The organism is Pseudomonas germanica, from assembly GCF_019614655.1.
Taxonomy (GTDB): domain Bacteria; phylum Pseudomonadota; class Gammaproteobacteria; order Pseudomonadales; family Pseudomonadaceae; genus Aquipseudomonas; species Aquipseudomonas neuropathica.
Genome location: NZ_CP071586.1, coordinates 1,067,501 through 1,087,504, shown reverse-complemented (window position 1 = coordinate 1,087,504; position 20,004 = coordinate 1,067,501). Strand labels below are relative to the sequence as shown.

Annotated in this window: 10 protein-coding genes, 2 tRNA genes and 3 rRNA genes (1 of these 15 running past the window's edge); 2 read left to right on the top strand and 13 right to left on the bottom strand. The window is 58.4% G+C overall.

All coding sequences use genetic code 11. The features are described 5' to 3' along the window. Window positions 1-150: 150 nt before the first annotated feature. Window positions 151-495 (top strand): cupin domain-containing protein, encoded by a 345-nt coding sequence (locus tag J0G10_RS04635; protein ID WP_003177747.1) that lies wholly within the window; start codon window positions 151-153, stop codon window positions 493-495. Window positions 496-644: 149 nt separating this feature from the next. Here the strand turns inward: J0G10_RS04635 and mmsB are convergent, their stop codons facing one another. Together mmsB and J0G10_RS04625 are read right to left on the bottom strand one after the other, a co-directional pair. Next, window positions 645-1,547, bottom strand: coding sequence for a 3-hydroxyisobutyrate dehydrogenase (mmsB, locus tag J0G10_RS04630; protein WP_093442369.1), 903 nt, complete (start codon window positions 1,545-1,547; stop codon window positions 645-647). 10 nt (window positions 1,548-1,557) lie between these two features. Further along, complete coding sequence (locus J0G10_RS04625) at window positions 1,558-3,084, bottom strand: CoA-acylating methylmalonate-semialdehyde dehydrogenase (RefSeq protein WP_095051045.1); 1,527 nt, start codon at window positions 3,082-3,084, stop codon at window positions 1,558-1,560. 149 nt (window positions 3,085-3,233) lie between these two features. Here J0G10_RS04625 and J0G10_RS04620 point away from each other — a divergent pair, with 149 nt between their 5' ends. Next, window positions 3,234-4,181 carry a LysR family transcriptional regulator gene (locus tag J0G10_RS04620; protein ID WP_220558829.1) on the top strand — a complete coding sequence of 316 codons (948 nt, stop codon included), beginning with the start codon at window positions 3,234-3,236 and terminating at the stop codon, window positions 4,179-4,181. Here J0G10_RS04620 and J0G10_RS04615 read toward each other — a convergent pair. The 11 genes from J0G10_RS04615 to J0G10_RS04565 all read right to left on the bottom strand — a co-directional run. Beyond that, the gene (locus J0G10_RS04615; RefSeq protein ID WP_095051054.1) at window positions 4,178-4,630 is read right to left on the bottom strand and encodes an OmpA family protein; all 453 of its coding nucleotides are present in this window, start codon (window positions 4,628-4,630) and stop codon (window positions 4,178-4,180) included. The two genes, J0G10_RS04620 and J0G10_RS04615, sit on opposite strands and share 4 nt — an antisense overlap. Window positions 4,631-4,677: 47 nt before the next feature. Beyond that, window positions 4,678-5,946, bottom strand: a complete 1,269-nt coding sequence (locus J0G10_RS04610) for a diguanylate cyclase domain-containing protein (protein ID WP_095051047.1) — start codon at window positions 5,944-5,946, stop codon at window positions 4,678-4,680. Beyond that, the gene (locus J0G10_RS04605; protein WP_095126605.1) at window positions 5,943-6,518 is read right to left on the bottom strand and encodes a YfiR family protein; all 576 of its coding nucleotides are present in this window, start codon (window positions 6,516-6,518) and stop codon (window positions 5,943-5,945) included. The genes J0G10_RS04610 and J0G10_RS04605 overlap by 4 nt, the downstream gene beginning before the upstream one ends. 119 nt (window positions 6,519-6,637) lie before the next feature. Beyond that, window positions 6,638-8,746, bottom strand: coding sequence for an exodeoxyribonuclease V subunit alpha (recD, locus tag J0G10_RS04600; protein ID WP_220557609.1), 2,109 nt, complete (start codon window positions 8,744-8,746; stop codon window positions 6,638-6,640). Then, a complete protein-coding gene (recB, locus tag J0G10_RS04595) occupies window positions 8,743-12,432 on the bottom strand; it encodes an exodeoxyribonuclease V subunit beta (RefSeq protein ID WP_220557599.1) in 3,690 nt (1,229 codons plus the stop codon). The genes recD and recB overlap by 4 nt, the downstream gene beginning before the upstream one ends. After that, complete coding sequence (recC, locus tag J0G10_RS04590) at window positions 12,429-15,881, bottom strand: exodeoxyribonuclease V subunit gamma (RefSeq protein ID WP_220557597.1); 3,453 nt, start codon at window positions 15,879-15,881, stop codon at window positions 12,429-12,431. Before recC ends, recB begins: the two co-directional genes overlap by 4 nt. 154 nt (window positions 15,882-16,035) lie before the next feature. After that, window positions 16,036-16,151: ribosomal RNA gene (gene rrf, locus J0G10_RS04585) — 5S ribosomal RNA — on the bottom strand. 150 nt (window positions 16,152-16,301) lie between these two features. Then, window positions 16,302-19,195: ribosomal RNA gene (locus tag J0G10_RS04580) — 23S ribosomal RNA — on the bottom strand. A 246-nt stretch (window positions 19,196-19,441) separates the two neighbouring features. Then, window positions 19,442-19,517, bottom strand: a tRNA-Ala gene (locus tag J0G10_RS04575). Window positions 19,518-19,547: 30 nt separating this feature from the next. Continuing rightward, window positions 19,548-19,624 (bottom strand) — tRNA-Ile (locus J0G10_RS04570). A 162-nt stretch (window positions 19,625-19,786) separates the two neighbouring features. Further along, a 16S ribosomal RNA gene (locus J0G10_RS04565) occupies window positions 19,787-20,004 on the bottom strand; it runs 1,319 nt beyond the window's last position. The 16S, 23S and 5S rRNA genes sit together here with 2 tRNA genes alongside, the layout of an rRNA operon.

Sequence of the window (20,004 nt, the reverse complement as noted above, 5' to 3'; positions counted from 1 at the left end):
CCGTTAATTGATTTTGCTGGAAGGTTTACGTCTCCATCCGTAAACCTGGCAGCGTTTATGGATATCTGCATGTCGAGCACAGACATCTGGGCAGAAGCACGGCGCTATAGGGTGCAGCTTCCGCTTGATCGCCTTGTCTGGAGCCGACACATGACCGCCCCTATTACCGTTCTACGCGACACTCATCCGCTGCCGGTACTCGATGCCTGCAAATGGGAAAAACTCGAAGGCGACCCGCACACCGTTAACCTCAACGCCTACACCAGCGAAGACGGCAGCAAGATCATGGGTACGTGGATCTGCACCCCGGGCAAATGGCGCGTCGATTATGTGAAGTGGGAGTACTGCCATTTCCAGGAAGGCTACTGCGTGATTACTCCGGACGGCATGGCGCCGATCCACCTGCGTGCTGGCGATATTTTCGTGGTTGAGCCGGGGATGAAAGGCACGTGGGAAGTGGTCGAGACCGTGCGTAAATATTTCGTGTTTGCCTGATGCAAAAAAGCCGGGAGATCACCCGACGTGATTTCCCGGCAAACAATTTCTGATATACGCAATTCCCCTGCTCGCGAAAGCGGACCGTCAGTCACTTCCTTGTTGAAGCAACCGCCGTCATCGCGAGCAGGCTCGCTCCCACAGTTTGTTCAGCGCTGCCCTTCAATTGCAGGCTTGCGATAGCTGTTGATGATCGCCGAGAAGTCTTTCCCGCCGTCACCGCGCTGGCTCATCGCCTGATACAACTGCTGCGCCACCGCGCCGAGCACCACCGGTTGGTGCGCCTGACGCGCCGCTTCGGTCGCCAGCCCCAGATCCTTGAGCATCAGTTCCGCACCGAACCCACCGGTATAACCACGCGAGGCCGGCGCCGTTTCGACGATGCCCGGCCACGGGTTGTACATCTCCGAACTCCAGCAACGCCCGGTCGAGCTGTTGATGATCCCGGCCAGCACCGAGGTGTCGATGCCCAATGCATCGCCCAGCGCCATCGCCTCGCTGACACCGACCATCGAAATCGCCAGTAGCAGGTTGTTGCAGATCTTGGCGATCTGCCCGGTGCCGACTTCGCCGCAATGCACAATGTTGCGGCCCATTTGCGCCAGCACCGGTTGCAGGGTGGCGAACAGTTGCGGGGTGGCACCGACCATGAAGGTCAACGTGCCGGCAGTGGCACCGCCCGTGCCACCGGACACCGGCGCGTCGGCCATGGCCACGCCTTGTTTCGCGGCAGCGGCCGCTACATCGCGAGCGGTCTGCGGATCGATGGTGCTGCAATCCACCGCTGGCACACCTTGGCGAATGCCAGCCAGCACACCGTCCTCACCGAGCCAGACACTGCGCACATGCACCGCCGCCGGCAGCATGGTGATCACCAGTTCGGCATCTTCAGCAGCTTCACGGGCCGAAGCACGAATGCTGCCGCCCAGTTGCTCCAGTTCCGCCAGCACGGTTTTGTTCAGGTCGACCAAACTCAGCGAGTGGCCGGCCTTGATCAGGTTGCGCGCCATTGGCGCGCCCATGTTGCCCAGACCGATAAATGCGATTTTCATGATCGATTCCTCAGCGCAGGTTGATGGTGGTATTCACGCCGTCGTTGACGCTGTCGTCATCGAACCAGCGCGCCGTGACTGTTTTGGTCTGCGTGTAAAACTGCACCACTTGCTTGCCGTACGGACCAAGGTCGCCGAGTTTCGAACCGCGCGAACCGGTAAAGCTGAAGAATGGCACCGGCACTGGAATCGGAATGTTGATGCCGACCTGGCCGACGTCGATTTCCGTCTGGAATTTACGCGCCGCCGCACCGCTCTGGGTGAACAGGCCAGTGCCATTGCCGAACGGGTTGGCGTTGACCAGCGCAATCGCCTGATCAAGGGTGTCGACTTCCAGCACCACCAGTACCGGGCCGAAGATTTCCTGGGTGTAGATCTGCATGTCGGTGGTCACGCCCGAGAACAGGGTCGGGCCGACAAAGTTGCCTTGCTCGTAGCCCGGCACCTTGATGTCGCGGCCGTCCAGTTCAAGCTTGGCGCCTTCCTTGATGCCGCTTTCGATCAGGTCGAGAATTCGCGCCTTGGCTTTCTTCGAGATCACCGGGCCGACATCGGTGCCCGGCTCATTACCGGCGTTGACGGTGAGTTTCTGCGCCAGCGCTTTCAAATCTGGCAGCCATTGTTTCGCCGCGCCGACCAGCACCACCACCGAGGTGGCCATGCAACGTTGCCCGGCGGCACCGAAACCGGCGCCGACCAGCGCATTCAGCGCCTGCTCGCGATTGGCATCGGCCAGCACCACGGCGTGGTTCTTCGCGCCCATCATCGATTGCACGCGTTTGCCGTGCTTGCCAGCCAGGTCATAAACGTGGGTGCCGACGGCCGTCGAACCGACGAAGGACACGGCTTTAATGTCCTTGTGCGTGCACAGGCCATCGACCACATCTTTACCGCCGTGAACCACGTTCAACACGCCCGCCGGTACACCGGCCTCGATTGCCAGCTCGACCAACAGCATGGTCGACAGCGGATCCTGCTCCGAAGGCTTCAAGACAAAGGTGTTGCCGCAGGCGATGGCCATCGGGAACATCCACAGCGGAATCATCGCCGGGAAGTTGAACGGCGTGATGCCGGCGCACACGCCGATCGGCTGGCGCAGGGTGTAAGTATCAACGCCACCCGCGACGTTTTCGGCAAACTCGCCCATTTGCAGGGTGCCGATAGAGCACGCGTGCTCGACCACTTCCAGGCCACGGAAAATATCGCCCTCGGCGTCGGCAATGGTTTTGCCCTGCTCGGCACTCAGGACGACGGCAATACGTTTGGAGTGCTCGCGGATCAGCGCTTGCAGCTTGAGCATGATGCGCATGCGCGCACCGATCGGAGTCAGTTTCCAAGTCTGGAAAGCGCGCTGGGCGGCGCTGACGGCGGCATCGACTTCAGCGGCGGTGGCAAACGGCACTTTGGCCAGCACCTGTTGGGTGGCCGGGTTGACGATGTCGTGCCATTCGGTGGTCTGCGACTCGACCCACTCGCCGTCGATCAGCAGTTTGACTTTCTGCAGCGTGGTGTCGTTGGGCGTAAGCGATGCGTTCATGCTGGTCTCCGAAACTTGTTTTTATCGTAGGAGCCAAGGCGAAAGGTTCGCCTTGAAATGAGGCGTGTGTCACGAATTGGTTGTCGGACTGTTTTTGGAGTATAGATGTGCAAACTTCTAATAAGAACGCACATATAAGCCCGTCCATCATGCAAAAAAACATCACCTCCCTCGGTTCGCTGAACTGGGACGACCTCAAGTTTTTCCTCGAAGTCGCCCGCACCCGCAAGGCCAGCACCGCGGCCAAACGGCTGGCTGTCGACTACACCACGGTGTCGCGGCGGATCAGTTCGCTGGAAGCGGCACTCGGCACGCTGTTGTTTGAAAAGTCGCGCACCAGTGGCTTCGTCCTGACCAGCGAAGGTCAGCGCTTGCTCGGTTATGCCGAGTCGATTGAAAGCACATTGCACATGGCCTGCGAGCAGGTATCCGGCTCTGGTGTGGCACTCTCCGGGCACGTGCGCATGGGTTGCACCGAAGGCTTCGGCAGTTTTTTCATCACCCCGCAGCTGAGCCATTTCGTCGACGCCTACCCGGCGATCTCGGTGGACATCCTGCCGCTGCCGCACTTCATCAGCCTGTCCAAGCGCGAGGCCGATATCGTCATTGCCCTGGAACGCCCGGAGCATGGACCGTACGTCTGCTGCAAATTATGCGACTACCGTTTGCAGCTCTACGCAACCCAGGACTATCTGGACCAACACCCACCGATCCGCCGCCCGGCAGACTTGGGCAAGCATCAATTCATCAGTTATGTGGATGACCTGGCGTTCAGCTCGGAGCTGCTGTACCTGGCGAACGTGCTGCCAGGCGCCAGTGCGCATTTGCGCAGCACCAGCGTGATTGCGCAGTTCGTCGCCGCACAGCAGGGGCGTTCTCTGGCGATTCTGCCGTGCTTCCTCGCCGCGCAGGACCCGCGCCTGCTGCCGGTGTTGCCGGAGGACATCGACATCACCCGGCAGTTCTGGATGTACTGCCGGGAGGACCTGCGCAAGCTCAAGCGGATCACCCTGTTGTGGGATTACATCCGCGAGGTGACCGAGCGTAATCAGGGCCTGCTGATGGGGCAAACCCGCAACATGCAGTTCGCCGATTAGTCGGCGCTGACCACAATCGAGACCCGGCGGTTTTCCGTGCGACCGGCTGCCGTATCGTTGGACGCCACCGGCTCTTTGCTGCCCAGGCCCTGCAGCTGGATGTTCTCGTCCTTCATGCCGACTGTGCGCAGGACGTTGGCGACACTTTTCGCACGGCGCAGGGACAATTGCTGGTTGTAGGTTTCCTTGCCCGATGCATCGGTGTGACCATCGACGCGCACGCGCTCGATACCGACGCCCAGCAATGCCTTGCCGATGCGTTCAACGATCTCGGTGCTTTGCGTGTTCAGGCTTTCGACGTCGCTGCCAAACAGCACTTTGCCGGACAGGCCAAACTCCCAGCCCTCGTCAGTCAATTCAAAGCCCTGTTGTTTGAGGACCGCAACTTGCGCCGGGGTCAGGCCTTTTTGCGGCGCTGTCTGGCAACCGGTCAGGGCCAGTACGGCCATCAACAGCACAGCGTAAAAAGATCGAATGGTCAGTGTGGACACGAGAGTCAGCTCCTGGTTTGCACGGAATCGACCGGGTGCTCCGCCCCGGCCGTGAATTGGGCGCCGCGCGACAGGCGCTTGGCTTGATACATCGCAGCATCGGCGGCATCGAGCAAGGCCCCCGGCGTGGCACCATGATCGGGAAAAACCGCAATGCCGATACTGAGCGAGGTCACCACACTGGTGTCGCCCGGCAACGCGATGGGCATGTCCATGCTGGCGAGGATCTTGTCGGCAATTCGCTCGGCATCTTCGACCTTGTGCAGCGGCGTGAGCAGAACCGCGAACTCGTCACCGCCCAGTCGCGCCACCAGATCCTCTTCACGCAATTGCGCACGGACGCGGTTGGCCACGGCCACCAACACCGCATCACCGGCGGCGTGGCCGAAGTTGTCGTTGATGCCTTTGAAACGGTCACTGTCGAGAAACAACACGGCCACGCGCTCATCGTGTTTGCCGGCATTGCGCAACGCGCGGATCAACCGCCCTTCGAAAAAGGCGCGGTTTGGCAAACCGGTCAGGCTGTCGTGACTGGCTTGGTGAGCGAGGGTTTCATTTTCGTTTTGCAGATGGGTTTGCCACGATTCCAGTTCGTCGAGCAAGGCGTTGAAGTCATTGCCGAGGTTGTCGAGTTCGGCGATCTTCGCCGGCGGCACACGGCGGTCCAGCGCGCGTTCACTGCGTGCGGCGTGGGCGACGGCGGCCAGGCTGCGCAGGGGGCCGGTGATGCCACGTAACTGGCGCCGCGCCAGGTAGAGCGCGACCCAGGCGCTAATCGCGGTACAGAGGATGATCCCCGCCAGACCACTGAGCAGAAAGCGCATCAGGCTACCGCCATGACCCGTGAGCAATACGCGACCGATTTCACGGTCCTGATGCTCGATCGGCAGGCTGATGGGTTTCTCCAGGACGGCGCGGGTGATCTGCATTTCCAGCTCAGAGAACAAGCCGTTTTCCGGTCGCTGCCAATGCGCGAGCAGTTGTCCCTGGCTGTCCAGCACCTGGGCATCAGCGACCTCTTCGGCGGAAGCAATCAGCGCCAGCGATTCGTTGGCGGCCGTCTTGTCGTTGAACACCACCGCAGCTTCCACGGTGTAGCTGATCGAACGGGCGATCAAGTGCAGGTTGTGATCGGCGTACACCCGTAAAGCCAGTACGCCGAGCAACGTCAGCGAAACACTGGCCATCGCCACGCCCACCAGCGCAACAATCAAATGCCCTCGGCCGATGACCGACCCCAACGTCGGGCGTTTTTCCGCTCGGAACAGTTTCATGGCGCCGCCGGTTTGCGACGCGACAATTGCAGCACGCTTGGGTGAATACGCACGCCGCTGCGGGCAACGGAGTCGAGGTTGACCTCGAAAGACACCTGTTCATCGCCAATGCGTAGACAGAACAGACTGCCGACCGTGCATTGATCGCCGCCTTCGCTGATGCTCAGCACCGGATGACCGATCAGCGAAGAGAACAAGCGAGCGCGTTCATCCGTCGTGAGTTTGCCGATGTACACCGCATCGCATTCGCTGATGATGGCCGGGTTGTCGGCCAGCAGGCGACGTACGGTCACCGGCCGGCCGGTGGCTTGCGTGGTGCCTTTGACCAAGTCGTCGGTGTATTCGGTCGGGCCAACGATGCACAGGCGCAATTGCGCCGGCTCCACCGGCCAGCGCGCGTAGCTGAGAATGCCAAGAACGACCTGAGTGACAGATTTGGCCCGTTGTTCGGCCATGCCCGTCGGCGCTTGCGACTGTGCGACAGCCGCCCCCGTCAACAACCAGAGCAGACCGACAAGCAACGCGTGCTTGCAGACAACTACGCGCTCTGTCGCCCAGACAGACACCTTCATGCAGGGATTCTCTTGGATCGTAGCGAAATGATGCCGCAACGATAGCACAGCACTGGAACGCCAGCGAGACAGCGACCTCTGACCGGTCGGTCAGTAATCGCCGTCAATCGTCTGGATTTTCACCCCCGAGGCACGGCACCCTCTTCCAGTTCCAGCATCAGCCCGCTCAGGCGTTTGACCTTGCGCTGCACTGCCTCCTCGAACACCCCCGGGCGGGATTCGATCAGGGTGAACCAGTGCTTTGCGCGGGTGATGCCGGTGTAGATCAATTCTTTGGTAAGCACCGGGTTCAAGGCATCGGGAAGGATCAGCGCGGTGTGGGCAAACTCCGAGCCCTGAGACTTGTGCACCGTCATGGCGTAGACGGTTTCGACGTCGTTGAGGCGGCTTGGCAATACAAAACGCACGCCACCCTGCCCGTCGTTGCGCGGGAAGGCCACGCGCAATACCGATTTTCCCGCGTCCGGCCCTTCGCGCTCGGGCAGCTTGAGGGCGATCCCGATGTCGCCGTTCATCAAGCCCAGACCGTAATCGTTGCGAGTCATCAGAACCGGACGGCCTTCGTACCATTGCTGATCGTTTTCAATCAGACGTGCTTTGAGCAATGCGGCGGTGATTCGTTGATTCAGACCTTCGACACCCCATGGCCCTTTGCGCACGGCGCACAGCAACTGGAAAGTGTCGAAAGCTTGCAAGACCTCGCGGGCCCAAACGACCCAGTCCGGATGTTCGAGGGGCCGAGCCGAGGGTGGGCGCTGATCACGCAGCACACTCAGATAATGGCGGTAACCCTGCGGGCCGTCGCCGTGCCCTTCCAGCAGCAGGCGCTCCAGCTTGTGATCGTGTTCACCCTTGAGTGGCAACGAATACACATCGTCATGGTGTCCGGCGGTGAGCAACTGACGCGCTTCATCCGGCAACTGTTGATTGACCCGACGCGCGAGCTGACCGATCCCGCTGCCCTCGCCGAAGCGCCGGGAGTGGCGCAGCATGACCACCTGCTGGGCCAGCGGGTGGGCGCCATCGACGTCTTCATGCAAGCCGCTGCCCTGCAACGACTCACCGCTGACCGACTCCAGCCACTGTCGGGTCTGCGGGCTGTACCAGCCACCCTCGGCGTCACGGCACAAATCCCCCAGTACAGCGCCGGCCTCCACAGAGGCCAGTTGGTCCTTGTCGCCCAACAGAACCAGGCGTGCATGGGGTGGCAAGGCATCGAGCAGATTGGCCATCATTTCCAGGTCGATCATCGAGGCTTCGTCGACCACCAGCACATCCAGTGGCAAGCGATTGCCGGCGTGGTGGCGGAAATGGCGGGTGCCGGGACGGCTGCCCAGCAAGCGATGCACGGTGGTGACGTCACAAGGAATCTTCGCCCGCACCTCTTCGGTAACTTTCAGCGACTGCACCTGCTGGCTGATGGACTCGGTCAACCGCGCCGCGGCCTTGCCTGTCGGTGCCGCCAGACGAATCCGCAGCGGATGACCGGTAGCGACTGCGGGCGCTTGAAGCAGGGCCAGCAAACGCACCACCGTGGTGGTTTTGCCGGTACCCGGACCGCCGGTGACGATGCTGAAGGCACCGCGAGTGGCAAGGGCGCAGGCGAGTTTCTGCCAGTCGATTACCTCGCCGGTTCTGGCTGATCCGAACAGTTCGTTCAAGCGCTGCGGCAGATCGTCCGGTGTTGGTTCGACTTGCTCCAGGCGCTGGCGCAACGCCGTATCAATGCGCCGCTCGTAGGTCCAGTAGCGTCGCAGATACAGACGTTTGCCCGACAATACCAGCGGGCGTTGCTGTGCGAAATCGCTGGAATCCGCCGCCAGCGCGACCAAGGAGCTGCCCGCCAGCACCCTGCACCAATGAGCACCGTCGAGCGCCTCAAGCAATTGCGACGGCAGCAACAGCACACCGCCTTGCACGTCGCCTTCGGGGGGCAGTGACAGCGCGAAGTCAGGAGCTTTCAGGGTTTCGTACAGATCAAGACAGACATGACCGTGGCCCAGTTGATGGCTGGTCAGGGCGGCAGCCAACAGCACCAGCGGATCCGTGTCGCGCTCAAGTTCGTGCAGGAACGCGACGAACGCTTTGTCCAGCGCACGCAGCCAGCCACGCTCGACCCAACGAGTCAGCAATATCAACAGGTCATCGGCGCTGGTCAGCGGCGAAAGCCTCGACAGGCTGTCGGCTGCGAGCGGTATGGGTAGCAGATCGGCAAAGGTGCGGCTCATAGCAGGACTCCCTGTTCCCAGGCGGGTTCGGACTTGGGTTCGGGTTTTCCTTGAAACATACGGTCGAGACGCTCGATCAGTTCACGAGGGGGACGGGCGAAATACACACCACGACTGTCAGCACGCGTGCCACGCAGGAACAGATACAACGCGCCGCCGACATGTCGGTCGTAATCGTAATCAGGCAGCCGCGCCTTGAGCTGGCGATGCAACGCCAGCAGGTACAACACGTATTGCAAGTCATAGCGGTTGTCGAGGATCGACTGTTCCATGGCCTGCTCCGTGTAGGCCTGATCATCCACACCGAGCCAGTTGGATTTGTAGTCCGCCACGTAATAACGGCCATCGTGTTCAAAGGTCAGGTCGATGAAGCCTTTGAACATGCCATTGAGTTGCACCGGTTCGGCTGCCACGCGGGCCACGCCCCGATGCGTATGCTGACGCACCAGTTCGTCGAGTTTGAGTACATCGACTTTATGGCTGGCGAACCAGAATTCCATTTCGACCCGATATTGCTTCAGCTGTTCGAGTACAACCGGTGGCTGCCCGCCGGCAATCGGTAGTGGCGATTTGAGCAAATGCTGCAACCAGTCACTCAAGGTGGTGATCCAACCCTCCCAACCGCGAAGGTTGCAGCGTCGGGCAATCGCATCCTCCAGCGCCTCGCGGGAAACGGCAAAGCCGTCATCTCCCGCCCATTCCAGCAAACCGTGGAGAAATGTTCCCGGATTGGGACCGCGCGGAAAGCGGTGGATATCGGCGCCGCCGGCAATGATTTCCCGCGGCGCATCGGGGTCGAGGCGTTCGTCATCAAACAGCTTTTGCGCTTGTGGGCTGTCCGGTGCTTCATCGCTGCCGCCACTCAACACGTCGCTGATGCGCAGAGCGCTGTAGGAGGCGATCCACCAGTTCTCGCTGGCCTTGCGCTTGGGCAACAGTGTGGCACTCAGCACGGCGTCATTGCGTGGCGGCTGGTAATGCTCGTCGGTAGGTTGGGGCATTTCATTGATATGGATAGCCGGGCAGTCTAGTTGCAGGTCTTGCAGCCAGCGTTTCAGTTCGCTGGACTCGCCAAGCGATGCGCCGCCACCAAGCAGATAACCCAGCGCCGAGAGGTGCAGCACCGAACTGTTGTTATTGCCCCGTTTGAGATCCGTCACGCCCAACCAGCAGGCATGTTGTGCGCGAGTCAACGCAACGTAGAGCAAGCGCAAGTCTTCGGCCAGACGCTCATCGTCCGCTTGCGCTACCAACTCGGCAGTTGGTTTCAAACTCACTTGAGCCTTGCCCTCTGCATCGTGGTAATGCAGTGGCAGGCGACTGCCATCCACGGGTTTTGCCGAACAAATGAACGGCAAGAACACCAATGGATATTCCAGGCCTTTGGACTTGTGGATGGTCACGACCTTGACCAATTGCTCATCACTTTCCAGACGCAGAATCTGCTCTTCGCCGGCCTGGCCAGACACTGCCAGCAGTTCAGCCAGATGGCGAATCAGCGCTTGTTCACCGTCCAGCTCCGCTGCTGCTTGCTGCATCAATTCCGACAGGTGCAAAAGGTTGGTCAGGACACGCTCGCCATCGGTGCGCGTCATCAAGGTTTGCGGCAGATGGAAGTCGTGCAGCAGGCGGCGCAACATCGGCAGCACGCCTTGCTTGCGCCATAGCTCGCGATAGCCACGGAACTGCATGACCCGGGTTTCCCAGACCAGTTCGTCCTGGTTCAGACGTTCCAGTTCAGCCAATGGCAGGTTCAGGGTGATGCAGGCCAATGCGGCTTTCAGGGAGCGTTCGACATCCGGCTCGGCACAGGCCTTGAGCCAGGACAACAGGTCGTGGGCTTCTTGTGCCGCGAATACCGAATCCTTGTCCGACAGGTAAACGCTGCGCACACCACGGGCGGCGAGTTCTCCGCGCGCGGCCTGGGCTTCTTTGCCGTCGCGCACGAGAATCGCGATGTCGGACGGCCTCAGGCCTCTGAAATCTTTGCCGTCCTGAATGAACCCTGCGCTAGCGTTTTGCCCACCATTGAGCAGCGAGGTGATTTCGCTGGCGCACGCTGCCGCCAACTGCTGACGATAGACCGCACCCGACAGTGGCTGGTCGGTGGACAAGTGCCAGACATTCAACGCCGCGACAGCTTGCCCGGCAACTTGCAGCTGTTCCTTGCGACCTTGAGATTCGACGGGGAGGAACGGCACCGGGTTGTCGCCGTTTTTCTCGCGGAACAAAAACGCCCCGCGGCCCTGCTCTCGGGACTCGGCGCGTGCGAAAACATGATTGACCGCGTTGACCATGCCGTGGCTGGAACGGAAGTTGGTGCCCAGCGTATGCAGCCGGCCAGTGGTGGCCTGACGCGCACGCAGGTAGGTATAGATGTCTGCACCGCGGAAAGCGTAGATCGCCTGCTTCGGATCACCAATCAGGAACAGGCCGGTTTCAGGACTATTGTCTTCGATGCGATAGATGCTTTCGAAGATTCGATACTGCACCGGGTCGGTGTCCTGAAACTCATCGATCAGCGCGACCGGGAACTGCTCGCGAATCAACGTCGCAAGACGTTCGCCTCCGTCGGATTGCAGAGCGGCATCCAGGCGCAACAACATGTCGTCGAAGCCCATCTCGGCGCGACGCCGCTTCTCTTCTTCAAAGCGCGCGCCTACCCATTTGGCGGCATGTTGCAACACTGCGGCATCAGGGGTTGGCAATGCATCGAGGCTCGACTTGAGCTTTGGCATCGCGTCCAGGCCGGGGTGACTGGGAGCTTGGCCTTTCCACGCTTCGGCCATCCCGTCGGGAGTCAGTCGGGTGAAACCGGTGCCGATATCCAGTTGCTCCAGGGACTCATCTTCGGCCCATGCCTTGAGCTTTTCGAACCACGGTTCGAAGTAACGCGCCTGCATCTTGCGACCGTCGACAGTTTTGCTCGCAACACCTTGATGACAGATGGCGAGCAATTCGTCTGCCCACTGACGCCATGGCATTTTCAGCTCGATCAGCGCGGCACGGCGTTCTTGCAGACATTCATCGATCAGCTCCGCAGGCGCCTTGCCCTCGTCGCTGTCACGCTCGCTGGCGAACAGGCCGCGCACGCGAGGCAACAACGCCGCCGGCCCACCCCAATTGCTGCGAACCCAATTCAAGGCATCGCCCTGCATCGGGTAACAGAACAGCCGCCAGTAATCGCGCAGCACTTCGCCGAGCAACTCGCTGTGATCGGTTTCCAGGGATTGGGTGAACAAGCTGCCGCTGTCGAACGCATGCTCACGCAGCATGCGCTGACACCAACTGTGGATCGTCGAGACAGCTGCCTCGTCCATCCATTGCGCGGCGACATCTAGGCGGTTGGCGCAACCGGGCCATTGTGGGGAGTCGAATTGATCACGCAATTCGACGATCAGCGCGTCGGGCGCAGGCGTTTCGTCACGAAAGAATCGAGCGGCCTCAGCCAGACGCGTGCGTATGCGCTCCCGCAGTTCCTTGGTCGCGGCATCGGTGAAGGTCACCACCAGAATCTGTGGTGGCAACAATTCTCGGCCGAATCCACACGCCTCGTCACCATGCCCGAGGATAAGCCGCAGATACAAAGCCGAAATGGTAAAGGTTTTACCGGTACCGGCACTGGCTTCGATCAACTGGCTGCCCTGTAGCGGGAATGCCAGTGCGAGGGGTGTCTTGGTACTCATGCGCGAGCCCCTTCGGTGGACAGCGAACGCCAGGGCGCTTCAAACAACGGGCGATACAAGGCGTCACACCAACCGGAGAACGTCTCATCGGCAAGCAATGCCTCAAAATCGGCAAATTGCCGTGACAACGCCGGGCTCTCGCGGCGCTCGCCTTCGCTGGTCTGCCCGTCACCTTCATAGGCTTTACGCGCGGCCGCTTCGGCCTTCAGCGGGTCGCTCTGAGCGAGCCACGCGAAGGCAGTTTTTACCGCGATCGGCAGTGGCTGACGCATCCCGGCCTGCCAGGCGAGGAGCAAATCACCGAGGAAACGTACCGCTCGATCCGGCTCCATCGGTTCAAGCAGCAGCGTGTCATCGCTGGCCACCAATGCGGTGCTCAGGGAAAGTCCACTGGCGCAGGCCACCAGATGATTGACCCAGGGTTTGGTCAGGCGATGCCATTTTCGGCTTTTGATCGAGCCAATGCTGTTGGGAATGGTCGTGACCGACAACAGGCCACTATCGGCGCGCTGATGCAAACCGGCGAGCCAGCCTTCGAGTCGCAAGCCCTGCAGTTCAAGGTTGACCGGCGTGGCACTGCTCAACGGGGTCGGCCACAATGTCAGCAGTTGCTGATAACGCTGCAGTAGATCCGGCAGAGGTTCGATCAGCTCTCGCTGCAGGCACTCGCCAAACCCGGCCATTGGCAACAGACCGCTGTTTTGCAGACGTCGTGCCTGGGCAGTCAGCGCCTGTTCGACATTGTCCGGTTGCCTGAGAGCAGCTTCGAGCAGGCTGTCGCTGAGCGTGTAACGCTGCAATGCGTCCAGCACGAAGGGTTCTTCATCGGCCAGGGGGGCTTCGGCCGCTTCGAAATACACCTTGAGGCGTTGCGTGAAAAAATGCCGGACCGGGTTGCGCAAAAAGTCCTGCAACAACGCTAGGCTCAACGGGTCTTCTTGCACATAAGGAGTGAGTAACTGCGCTTCGTTTTGAGGCTCATGCTGTTGATGCAGAACCTGCCATTCGCTGGCATAGCTGAAGAGTTGGTCGCCCTCATGAAAATAGCGCGCACTGAACGGTTGCAGCGGGTGCTCTTGCGTCATGGCACTCAACAGATCGCGATTTTCGTCGAGCAATCGCCAACCGCTGGCGAGGTGATCGCGCAGTTGGCCAATCAACACGGAGGCCGGTCGTTCACTGTTGTCGCGGATGCTGCGCCCCACCCAGCTGATGTACAGCTGATTGCGCGCCGACAAAAGCGCCTCAAGCAAAAGATAACGGTCATCTTCACGTCGTGAGCGATCTCCCGGACGGTAGCCGCTGCCCATGAGGTCGAAGTCCAGCGGCGGCTGCGCGCGGGGATAGTCGCCGTCGTTCATCCCCAGCAGGCAGACCAGTTTGAATGGAATGGCGCGCATGGGCATCAGCGTACAAAAATTCACGGCACCGGCCAGAAACCGCTGAGACAAACGCCCTTGGTCCAGGCCGGCGAGCCAGGCTTCACGAACCACGGTCAGTGGTAGCTCATCCGCCAGACCTACAGCCTCACAGGTTTCCAGCCAGGTTTCGCGCAGCTCTTCGAGTTGGGTCAACAAGTAGTCGTCATGCTCGTTACTGGCCTTGAAGAACAGTTGCATCAGCGCTTGCAAACGGTATCCCCACTCCTTGGGTTGAGCGGGTTGGGTGAGCTGCTGGTGGGCCAGTTCCAGCGCATCGAGCAGAGCCACCAACGGCCCCATCAGTGCGGCGTCGAGTCCGCCGATCTCATCGTAGGGTTCAATCCCTTCGCATGCATTGGCACTGCCGACGGCGTAGCCCAGAAGCATGCGACGCAGACCGAAATGCCAGCTGTTTTGCTCAAGCTCGTCGGGTAAACCCAGACCCGCTCGCTGCTCGGCATTCATGCCCCAACGCACGCCCGCGCCTTCGATCCAGCGATGCAGTGTCGGCAGGTCGCGCTCTTCTACACCAAAGCGAGCGCGGAGTGCAGGAACGTCGAGCAGGTCGAGAATTTCACTGACCGGGAAACGACTGTCGGGAAGCTTGAGCAGGTGTTCGACCGCGATCAGCAGTGGATCACGGCCACGTTGCCCCTGATCCGCCAACGTGAAGGGAATAAACCGCGAATCATGCCGGTCAAGCTGACCAAATACTGCGCGGATATGCGGGGCATAGCTATCGACGTCAGGCACCATGACGATCACATCGCGCGGACGCAGATCCGGGTTGGCACTGAAGCGTGCCAGGAGCTGGTCATGCAGTATTTCGACTTCACGTTGTGCGCTGTGGGCAATATGAAAGCGGATCGACTCGTCCTGTGCCAGATCGACAGCAGGCCAGTGCTCACGGGTTTCGTTGAGTGGGCGCAACTCCAGGATATCGTCCTGGAGTTGATTGAGCAGATTGTGCGGCTGAGTTTCGCTGAACAGGTCTATGCGGCCGTCGCGAAAAGCCGCCCGATAGCTATTGGGATCGTCATAACTGTCGAGCAGGTTGATGTAGTCCCGGCCCTGTTTGCCCCACGCAGCCAATAGTGGATGGGCGTGTTGATGCAGTGTTTCAGGATCCAGCACTGCTGGCATTCCGGTCTTGCGCGATTGCCGTTTGTATTGATGGCGCAGCAGATCCTTGTCGGCGACAATGTCGGCCCAATGGTGCCGGCACGGGTTGTGTACACACAGCAGAACCTGACTGAAACGCGCGAGCCCGGCCAGCGCTTCAAGTACTTGGGCTGGCAGCGAAGAAATCCCGAAAACGATCACTCGCGAAGGCAATCCCGCAGGTGCTTCGTTGAGGTTGTTGATGCGCTCAATAAACCGTTGATGAACGCCGGCACGACTCTGCGCCATACCTTGCTCACCCACGTCATCCAGCAGCGCACGCCACAGTTCTGCCTGCCAGCAACTGGTCGGGGGCAGTGGTTTTACTTCACCTCTGACAGTGCGCAATTGATGCCGGCCTTCGGCCCAGTCTTCCAGCCAGTCGGCCCGGTACACCTGATATTGGTCGAACAGATCCGCCAAGCGTTCGGACAATTGATAGCGCTTGCGCAGGTCGGTGTCATGGGTAAGGAAGCGTTGCAACGGCTCGAAATGCGGGCGATCAATGACCTGTGGCAGCAGACGCATAAGGCGCCAGGTCAGCGGGGCCTTATCGAGCAGGGATTTGGGAGGAATTTCATCTCGACCCAATACCATGCGGTAAAGCTGCCACATGAAACTGCCCGGCAGTTGCACATCTATCGCGGCAGCAATACCGCAACCTCCGAGGTCGTCGTCCTCTGGATCTTCAGCCAAGGCCAGTTTGAGCCACTGCGCAATACCGTTGCTCTGCACCAGAGCGATTTCGTTTTCCAGCGGGGCCAGTGGATAGCGCCGCATTATGCTGATCACAAGGCTGCGCAGTTCGTCCAGACTATTGCTCTGGACCACCATGAATGCAGCGTTGAGGGACTGGGCGTCCGGCATAAGGGTTTCCTTGGAGAAGTACAAAAGCCAGGGCAGAACCTTAGCATTGTCGACAGGGTATGACAGCCGGACGACATCCTTGAATGCTGTACGAACTTTCCCGCGGCCAAAACAAAACCCCAACTGCTTTCGCAATTGGGGTTTCGGAATTTAATCTTGACGATGACCTACTCTCACATGGGGAAACCCCACACTACCATCGGCGATGCATCGTTTCACTGCTGAGTTCGGGATGGGATCAGGTGGTTCCAACGCTCTATGGTCGTCAAGAAATTCGGGTACTGAGTCGTGGCCAAATGGCCTCGCTTCAGCAAATTGGGTATGTGATAGCTTTCGGTGTTTGTGAACATCGAACTTTCGGTTCGTTTCGTCTTCACACACCGCAATCTGGTCTTTCGACGCAAATTGCTTGGGTGTTATATGGTCAAGCCTCACGGGCAATTAGTATTGGTTAGCTCAACGCCTCACAGCGCTTACACACCCAACCTATCAACGTCGTAGTCTTCGACGGCCCTTCAGGGAACTCAAGGTTCCAGTGAGATCTCATCTTGAGGCAAGTTTCCCGCTTAGATGCTTTCAGCGGTTATCTTTCCCGAACATAGCTACCCGGCAATGCCACTGGCGTGACAACCGGAACACCAGAGGTTCGTCCACTCCGGTCCTCTCGTACTAGGAGCAGCCCCTCTCAAATCTCAAACGTCCACGGCAGATAGGGACCGAACTGTCTCACGACGTTCTAAACCCAGCTCGCGTACCACTTTAAATGGCGAACAGCCATACCCTTGGGACCGGCTTCAGCCCCAGGATGTGATGAGCCGACATCGAGGTGCCAAACACCGCCGTCGATATGAACTCTTGGGCGGTATCAGCCTGTTATCCCCGGAGTACCTTTTATCCGTTGAGCGATGGCCCTTCCATACAGAACCACCGGATCACTAAGACCTACTTTCGTACCTGCTCGACGTGTCTGTCTCGCAGTCAAGCGCGCTTTTGCCTTTATACTCTACGACCGATTTCCGACCGGTCTGAGCGCACCTTCGTACTCCTCCGTTACTCTTTAGGAGGAGACCGCCCCAGTCAAACTACCCACCATACACTGTCCTCGATCCGGATAACGGACCTGAGTTAGAACCTCAAAGTTGCCAGGGTGGTATTTCAAGGATGGCTCCACGCGAACTGGCGTCCACGCTTCAAAGCCTCCCACCTATCCTACACAAGCAAATTCAAAGTCCAGTGCAAAGCTATAGTAAAGGTTCACGGGGTCTTTCCGTCTAGCCGCGGATACACTGCATCTTCACAGCGATTTCAATTTCACTGAGTCTCGGGTGGAGACAGCGCCGCCATCGTTACGCCATTCGTGCAGGTCGGAACTTACCCGACAAGGAATTTCGCTACCTTAGGACCGTTATAGTTACGGCCGCCGTTTACCGGGGCTTCGATCAAGAGCTTCGCGTTAGCTAACCCCATCAATTAACCTTCCGGCACCGGGCAGGCGTCACACCCTATACGTCCACTTTCGTGTTTGCAGAGTGCTGTGTTTTTAATAAACAGTCGCAGCGGCCTGGTATCTTCGACCGGCATGAGCTTACGGAGCAAGTCCTTCACCCTCACCGGCGCACCTTCTCCCGAAGTTACGGTGCCATTTTGCCTAGTTCCTTCACCCGAGTTCTCTCAAGCGCCTTGGTATTCTCTACCCAACCACCTGTGTCGGTTTGGGGTACGGTTCCTGGTTACCTGAAGCTTAGAAGCTTTTCTTGGAAGCATGGCATCAACCACTTCGTGTTCTAAAAGAACACTCGTCATCAGCTCTCGGCCTTAAGATCCCGGATTTACCTAAGATCTCAGCCTACCACCTTAAACTTGGACAACCAACGCCAAGCTGGCCTAGCCTTCTCCGTCCCTCCATCGCAATAACCAGAAGTACAGGAATATTAACCTGTTTTCCATCGACTACGCTTTTCAGCCTCGCCTTAGGGACCGACTAACCCTGCGTCGATTAACGTTGCGCAGGAAACCTTGGTCTTTCGGCGTGGGTGTTTTTCACACCCATTGTCGTTACTCATGTCAGCATTCGCACTTCTGATACCTCCAGCAAGCTTCTCAACTCACCTTCACAGGCTTACAGAACGCTCCTCTACCGCATCATCCGAAGATGATACCCGTAGCTTCGGTGTATGGTTTGAGCCCCGTTACATCTTCCGCGCAGGCCGACTCGACTAGTGAGCTATTACGCTTTCTTTAAAGGGTGGCTGCTTCTAAGCCAACCTCCTAGCTGTCTAAGCCTTCCCACATCGTTTCCCACTTAACCATAACTTTGGGACCTTAGCTGACGGTCTGGGTTGTTTCCCTTTTCACGACGGACGTTAGCACCCGCCGTGTGTCTCCCATGCTCGGCACTTGTAGGTATTCGGAGTTTGCATCGGTTTGGTAAGTCGGGATGACCCCCTAGCCGAAACAGTGCTCTACCCCCTACAGTGATACATGAGGCGCTACCTAAATAGCTTTCGAGGAGAACCAGCTATCTCCGAGCTTGATTAGCCTTTCACTCCGATCCACAGGTCATCCGCTAACTTTTCAACGGTAGTCGGTTCGGTCCTCCAGTTAGTGTTACCCAACCTTCAACCTGCCCATGGATAGATCGCCCGGTTTCGGGTCTATTCCCAGCGACTAGACGCCCTATTAAGACTCGCTTTCGCTACGCCTCCCCTATTCGGTTAAGCTCGCCACTGAAAATAAGTCGCTGACCCATTATACAAAAGGTACGCAGTCACAGAACAAAGTCTGCTCCCACTGCTTGTACGCATACGGTTTCAGGATCTATTTCACTCCCCTCTCCGGGGTTCTTTTCGCCTTTCCCTCACGGTACTAGTTCACTATCGGTCAGTCAGTAGTATTTAGCCTTGGAGGATGGTCCCCCCATATTCAGACAAAGTTTCTCGTGCTCCGTCCTACTCGATTTCATGACTAAGAGATTTTCGCGTACAGGGCTATCACCCACTATGGCCGCACTTTCCAGAGCGTTCCGCTAATCTCAAAGCCACTTAAGGGCTAGTCCCCGTTCGCTCGCCACTACTAAGGGAATCTCGGTTGATTTCTTTTCCTCAGGGTACTTAGATGTTTCAGTTCCCCTGGTTCGCCTCTTGCACCTATGTATTCAGTACAAGATAACCATCTTATGATGGCTGGGTTCCCCCATTCAGACATCTCCGGATCAAAGTCTGTTTGCCGACTCCCCGAAGCTTTTCGCAGGCTACCACGTCTTTCATCGCCTCTGACTGCCAAGGCATCCACCGTATGCGCTTCTTCACTTGACCATATAACCCCAAGCAATCTGGTTATACTGTGAAGACGACATTCGCCGAAAATTCGAATTTCTCAATTAAGAGAACTCACAAATTTTACCTTAGCCTGATCCGTTACCAGTGAAAGTAACGTTCAGTCTATCTTTCTATCACATACCCAAATTTTTAAAGAACGAACTAGTCAAAGACTAGAAATCAACATTCACCATCATCATGATGGAATGCTCATTTCTAAGCTTTATACAAGAGAAGCAGTAGTGGTGGAGCCAAACGGGATCGAACCGTTGACCTCCTGCGTGCAAGGCAGGCGCTCTCCCAGCTGAGCTATGGCCCCGTATTTCTACAGGCGTTTCCCACACAAAATTGGTGGGTCTGGGCAGATTCGAACTGCCGACCTCACCCTTATCAGGGGTGCGCTCTAACCAACTGAGCTACAGACCCAATTTCGAGCTACTAAGGCCGACCTCACCCTGCTCTTAACCACAAAGCATGGGGTACGCTCTAACCAACTCAGCTACAAACCGATACAGGCTGCTTCTTTCGTCTTCTTCAATGAATCAAGCAATTCGTGTGGGAACTTATGGGGCAGCTGATGTCGTCGATTAAGGAGGTGATCCAGCCGCAGGTTCCCCTACGGCTACCTTGTTACGACTTCACCCCAGTCATGAATCACACCGTGGTAACCGTCCTCCCGAAGGTTAGACTAGCTACTTCTGGTGCAACCCACTCCCATGGTGTGACGGGCGGTGTGTACAAGGCCCGGGAACGTATTCACCGTGACATTCTGATTCACGATTACTAGCGATTCCGACTTCACGCAG